Genomic DNA, 4,694 nt, shown 5'->3' with positions numbered 1-4,694 from the left:
GTTCCTTTAATGGAAATTGTTTCCGAACCTGATATGAGGTCTCCGCAGGAAGCAGCCGCTTATTTGGAAGCACTTAAAAATTTAATTGAATACGTTGAAGCATCCGATTGTAATATGGAAGAGGGAAAATTCAGATGTGATGCAAATATCAGTATAAGACCTTTCGGACAAAAGGAATTCGGAACAAAAGCCGAACTTAAAAATATGAATTCAATTTCAGGTGTTCAGGAAGCACTTTCTTATGAAGTCGAAAGACAAATTGAAGTTGTAGAGTCGGGCAGCAGAGTTATTCAGGAAACAAGAACTTGGGACCCGAATGAAAAAGTAACAAAATCAATGAGATCAAAAGAAAATGCCCACGATTACAGATATTTCCCCGATCCCGATTTGGTTCCCGTTAATTTAGATGATGAATTTATAAATAATATTAAAAATAATATTCCGGAATTACCGGAAGCAAGGAAAGCAAGACTTATTAACGATTTAGGCCTTTCCGAATATGACACAAATATAATAATATCGGACAAAGCGCTTGCCGATTATTACGAAACAGCTCTTGCTACTGCAAATAAAGGAACAAAAGACTGTGCTAAAACGGTCGCAAATTGGATTATTACCGAACTTCTCGGTAAATTGAATAATTCAAAATTAACTATTAAAGAATCACCTATTTCACCTGAAAATATAGGTAAACTTGTTATACTTATTTCAAAAGGAACAATATCGGGCAAGATAGCAAAAACAATTTTTGAGGATATGTTTAAAGATAACAAAGATCCGGAAGTGATAGTTAAAGAAAAAGGGCTTGTTCAAATTTCCGATGCGGGTGAAATTGTTAAAGTTTGCCGGGAAGCAATAAATGAAAATGCAAAAATAGTTGCAGATTACAAATCCGGTAAAAAATCCGCCATCGGTGCATTGGTTGGTGCGGTAATGAAAAAATCAAAAGGCAAAGCAAATCCGCAAATGGTAAATAAAACATTAGCCGAACTTTTGAATAAATAAAAAAATACAAAGCAAACTTTATTGCAGTTGGTATTGTAAATTGATATAATAATACTGTTATATTTTTTTGGAGGGCATTTATGTTTTTTACGGAAAAATTTATAATTTTGGTTGCTATAGCGCTTGCTTTACCTGTTTTTGTTTTTGCAGACGGTAAAAAAGCAGGATGGGAAGTTGAGTTAAAACAGTTGTCTCTTAGTATAACAAGTACGGAAGTTCATAACTCTTCGGATACTTTTACATCTTCAAGACTAACTACCGATTCCCAAACTTTAATACAGGGGAAATTGGATTTTGCCGCAAATTACTTTGCCTCAAAACTTTTTTGGTCAAATACTTTACTCGGTGAATACGGAAAAACTTATGTCAGACCTGTTGATAAAGAAGAACTTATAACCGAAAACGCAAATAAAATTTTACTTACAACGGATTTAACTTACAGATTATGGAAAGTAGACAATTTTTTAGGCGGGTTTGAAGCCGGACCTTTTGCAAACATAGGTTATGAAACTCAATTTGATGCTTCAAACGGACAAAAGTTAAAAAAAGTATTAAGAGGAAAAGCCGGTGCAAAGCTGTTTGAAGGAAAATATTTAAAACAATTATATGCCGCTTATGTAGTTGAAAAAGATTTTACTTATGAGCCGGAATCCACAAATACGGCTTTTGAAGCCGGTTTTAGGGCAGAAGCTGATATCAGAGAAGGAGTGAAATTTGTATGTTGGTCATACTATAGAGATTATATGTCTTATTCGGAAGAAAAAATAAGTGATTTGGATTATGAAATAGAAGTCGAAGCAAGACTTGATATAAAATTATGGAATAATATTTCAGTTGCTCCGTTTATTAATTATTATTGTGCCGCAGCTCAAAGATATAACAGAGTTGCAGATAACTGGTATACGGGAATTTCATTGTCTTACAGCACTTTCTTCAAGAAAGCCGCTGTTGTAGAATAAAAAGGAAGGAGAAAAAAATGGTATCTACATCCGATTTCAGAAACGGTTTAGTAATTGTAGTTGATAACGAGCCCTATCAAATAGTTTGGTTCCAAAATCATAAACCCGGTAAAGGCGGGGCTGTTATGAGAGTTAAATTAAGACATGTTAAAAAAGGCGGGACTATTGACAGAACTTTCAAATCAGGCGAACGCTTTGAAGAATTATCGGTAACAAGAAATAAAAAACAATTTTTATATGCCGATGGTGACGACTATAATTTTATGGATATGAATACTTATGAACAAGTTGCAATACCAAAAGAAAAATTAGACGGCAAAGAAATTTACTTAAAAGAAAACCAGGAAATAGATGTAATATATTTGGAAGACGACATTATAGGTATAGATATGCCTTTAATTGTTGAAATGACTATTATTGAAGCAGAGCCGGGTATAAAAGGTGATTCCGTTACAAATTTAACAAAATTTGCAAAAATTGAAACAGGTGCCGAAATAAAAGTTCCTCTTTTTATAAAAGAAGGTGACAGAATAAAAGTTGATACAAGAACCGGTGAATATGTAGAAAGAGTCCAGGGTTAGTTGAAAAGCTGATAAAAAGCTGAAAAGTTTAAAAAATACTGAAAACTTCTCAGCTGAATGGACGAAGTCCACGGCTCAGCCATCAGCTCTAAACTAAAAATTTACAAAGTAAATTTTTGGAGATGTTTATGAATTCCAACGAAATAAAAAAGTTTTTAGAATCCATAAGAGATACCGATATCGAGGAAATGGAGTTTGAAACAGATGATACATCGGTATATTTAAAAAAAAGTGAAGTAACCGTTAAACAACCCGTAATCGAGGAAAAAGTTGCGGTTAAAAAATCCCCTATTGTTCCGATTAAATCGAATATGGTCGGTACTTTTTACAGTTCCCCTTCTAATGACAGACCTCCTTTTGTTGTTGAAGGAACACGTGTTGAGGTCGGTCAAAAAATAGGAACGATAGAAGCAATGAGAGTCAATAAAGATGTGATAGCCACAACATCGGGAAAAGTTGTTAAAGTTTGTATTCAAAACGGACAAACGGTTGAGTACGGACAGGAATTGTTTTTGGTAGATACATCCGATGTTAAATAGGAGAAAAAGTTAATGTTTAAAAAAATATTAATAGCAAACAGAGGTGAAATAGCTTGCAGAATTATAAGAGCTGCAAGGGAATTGGGTGTGAAAACGGTTGCTATACATTCGGAAGTTGATAAAGAATCCATGCATGTTAAGATGGCAGACGAATCCGTTTGTGTAGGTCCTGCATCTTCAAGTGAGAGTTACTTAAATATTCCAAGTATAATATCCGCAGCGGAAATTACGGGTGCCGATGCAATTCATCCCGGTTACGGTTTCTTGTCGGAAAATACATATTTTGCCGAAGTTTGCGAAACCTGCGGAATTACTTTTATAGGACCTAAAAAACACTCTATAGAAAAAATGGGAGACAAAATAACCGCAAGAAATTTAATGATAAAATCAAAAGTTCCGGTTGTTCCCGGTTCGGACGGTCCGATATCTGCAGATGATCCGAAAATATTTGATATGGCGGAAAAAATAGGTTACCCGGTTATAATAAAAGCAACTGCCGGCGGCGGCGGTAAAGGTATGAGGGTTGTGGTAAGCCCGGAAGCTCTTCAAAATTCCATAATAATGGCACAAAGTGAAGCAAAAGCCAACTTCGGTAACCCTGATGTTTATATGGAAAAATATATTGAAGAACCGCATCATATAGAATTTCAAATTTTGGGTGATATGTACGGTAAGGTAGTTTATTTACCGGAAAGAGACTGTTCAATACAAAGAAGGCATCAAAAACTTATAGAAGAAAGTCCTTCTTCTTTTATAGATGAAAGTTTAAGAAAAAAGATGGGTAAAGCCGCACAAAGTGCAGCGCAGGCAGTAGGTTATGTCACCGTAGGAACTGTTGAATTTTTGGTAGATAAACATTCGCATTTTTATTTTATGGAAATGAATACAAGAATCCAAGTTGAACATCCCATAACCGAAGTTGTTACCGGTATTGATTTGGTTAAAGAACAAATTAAACTTGCCGCAGGTGAAAAATTATCATTTGATTCAAGCAACATAAAAATAAACGGGCATGCAATAGAATGCAGAATAAATGCCGAAGACCCTACAAAAGATTTTATTCCTTCACCCGGTAAAATAGGATTTTTATATTTACCCGGCGGACCGGGAATAAGGGTTGATACAAATGTTTATTCAGGTTATACCATACCTCCTTTTTACGACAGTTTAATAGCAAAAATTATTGCACACGGTGCGGATAGGCAAGAGGCAATTGTCAGGATGCAGCGTGCATTAAAAGAAATTCAAATAGAAGGTATAAGAAACACTTCTTCTCTATATATGAAAATTATGGAAAATAAAGAATTCCATAAGGGAAAGGTTTGTACGGATTTCTTGGCAAAGTACATTTTTAATAATTGATATTCGGTTTGTCATTTCCGAATGTCTCTGTCGGGAATCCAAGTTGTTTGTAGTTAGTTCTTTTAACAATTCTCTTTTTTGCACTCAGTGTCGCCATTCGTTTGAAATTAAGAATGCTGAGAGTTGAGAGCTGAGGGCTGAGGAGTTTGTTGTAAAAATCGCTATGCGATTTTTGATAAATAATTAGATTTTTCGCCTTAGCGAAAAATACCGAAAACTCTAAGCTCTAAGCACTAAGCCAAGAAAAT

At 34.9% G+C, this 4,694-nt stretch carries 5 protein-coding genes; all 5 read left to right on the top strand.

What is annotated here, in order from left to right:
• The coding region (gene gatB, locus ACMUOV_RS03600; protein ID WP_413853750.1) for an Asp-tRNA(Asn)/Glu-tRNA(Gln) amidotransferase subunit GatB at nucleotides 1-1,005 on the top strand (1,005 nt) is incomplete at its 5' end.
• Nucleotides 1,006-1,085: 80 nt separating this feature from the next.
• Complete coding sequence (locus tag ACMUOV_RS03595; RefSeq protein ID WP_413853749.1) at nucleotides 1,086-1,964, top strand: hypothetical protein; 879 nt, start codon at nucleotides 1,086-1,088, stop codon at nucleotides 1,962-1,964.
• 17 nt (nucleotides 1,965-1,981) lie between these two features.
• Entirely contained in the window at nucleotides 1,982-2,545 is a 564-nt protein-coding gene (gene efp / locus ACMUOV_RS03590; protein ID WP_413853748.1) for an elongation factor P, read from the top strand.
• A 128-nt stretch (nucleotides 2,546-2,673) separates the two neighbouring features.
• On the top strand, nucleotides 2,674-3,084 hold the full coding sequence (locus ACMUOV_RS03585; protein ID WP_413853747.1) for an acetyl-CoA carboxylase biotin carboxyl carrier protein: 411 nt from the start codon (nucleotides 2,674-2,676) through the stop codon (nucleotides 3,082-3,084).
• Nucleotides 3,085-3,096: 12 nt separating this feature from the next.
• On the top strand, nucleotides 3,097-4,446 hold the full coding sequence (accC, locus tag ACMUOV_RS03580) for an acetyl-CoA carboxylase biotin carboxylase subunit (RefSeq protein WP_413853746.1): 1,350 nt from the start codon (nucleotides 3,097-3,099) through the stop codon (nucleotides 4,444-4,446).
• Nucleotides 4,447-4,694: the final 248 nt, after the last annotated feature.

Origin of the sequence: Candidatus Ruminimicrobium bovinum (assembly GCF_902760015.1) — a bacterium.
Lineage (GTDB): Bacteria > Elusimicrobiota > Endomicrobiia > Endomicrobiales > Endomicrobiaceae > Ruminimicrobium > Ruminimicrobium bovinum.
Note: the sequence above shows the minus strand (reverse complement) of the source record. Positions and strands in the feature narration are given on the sequence as shown.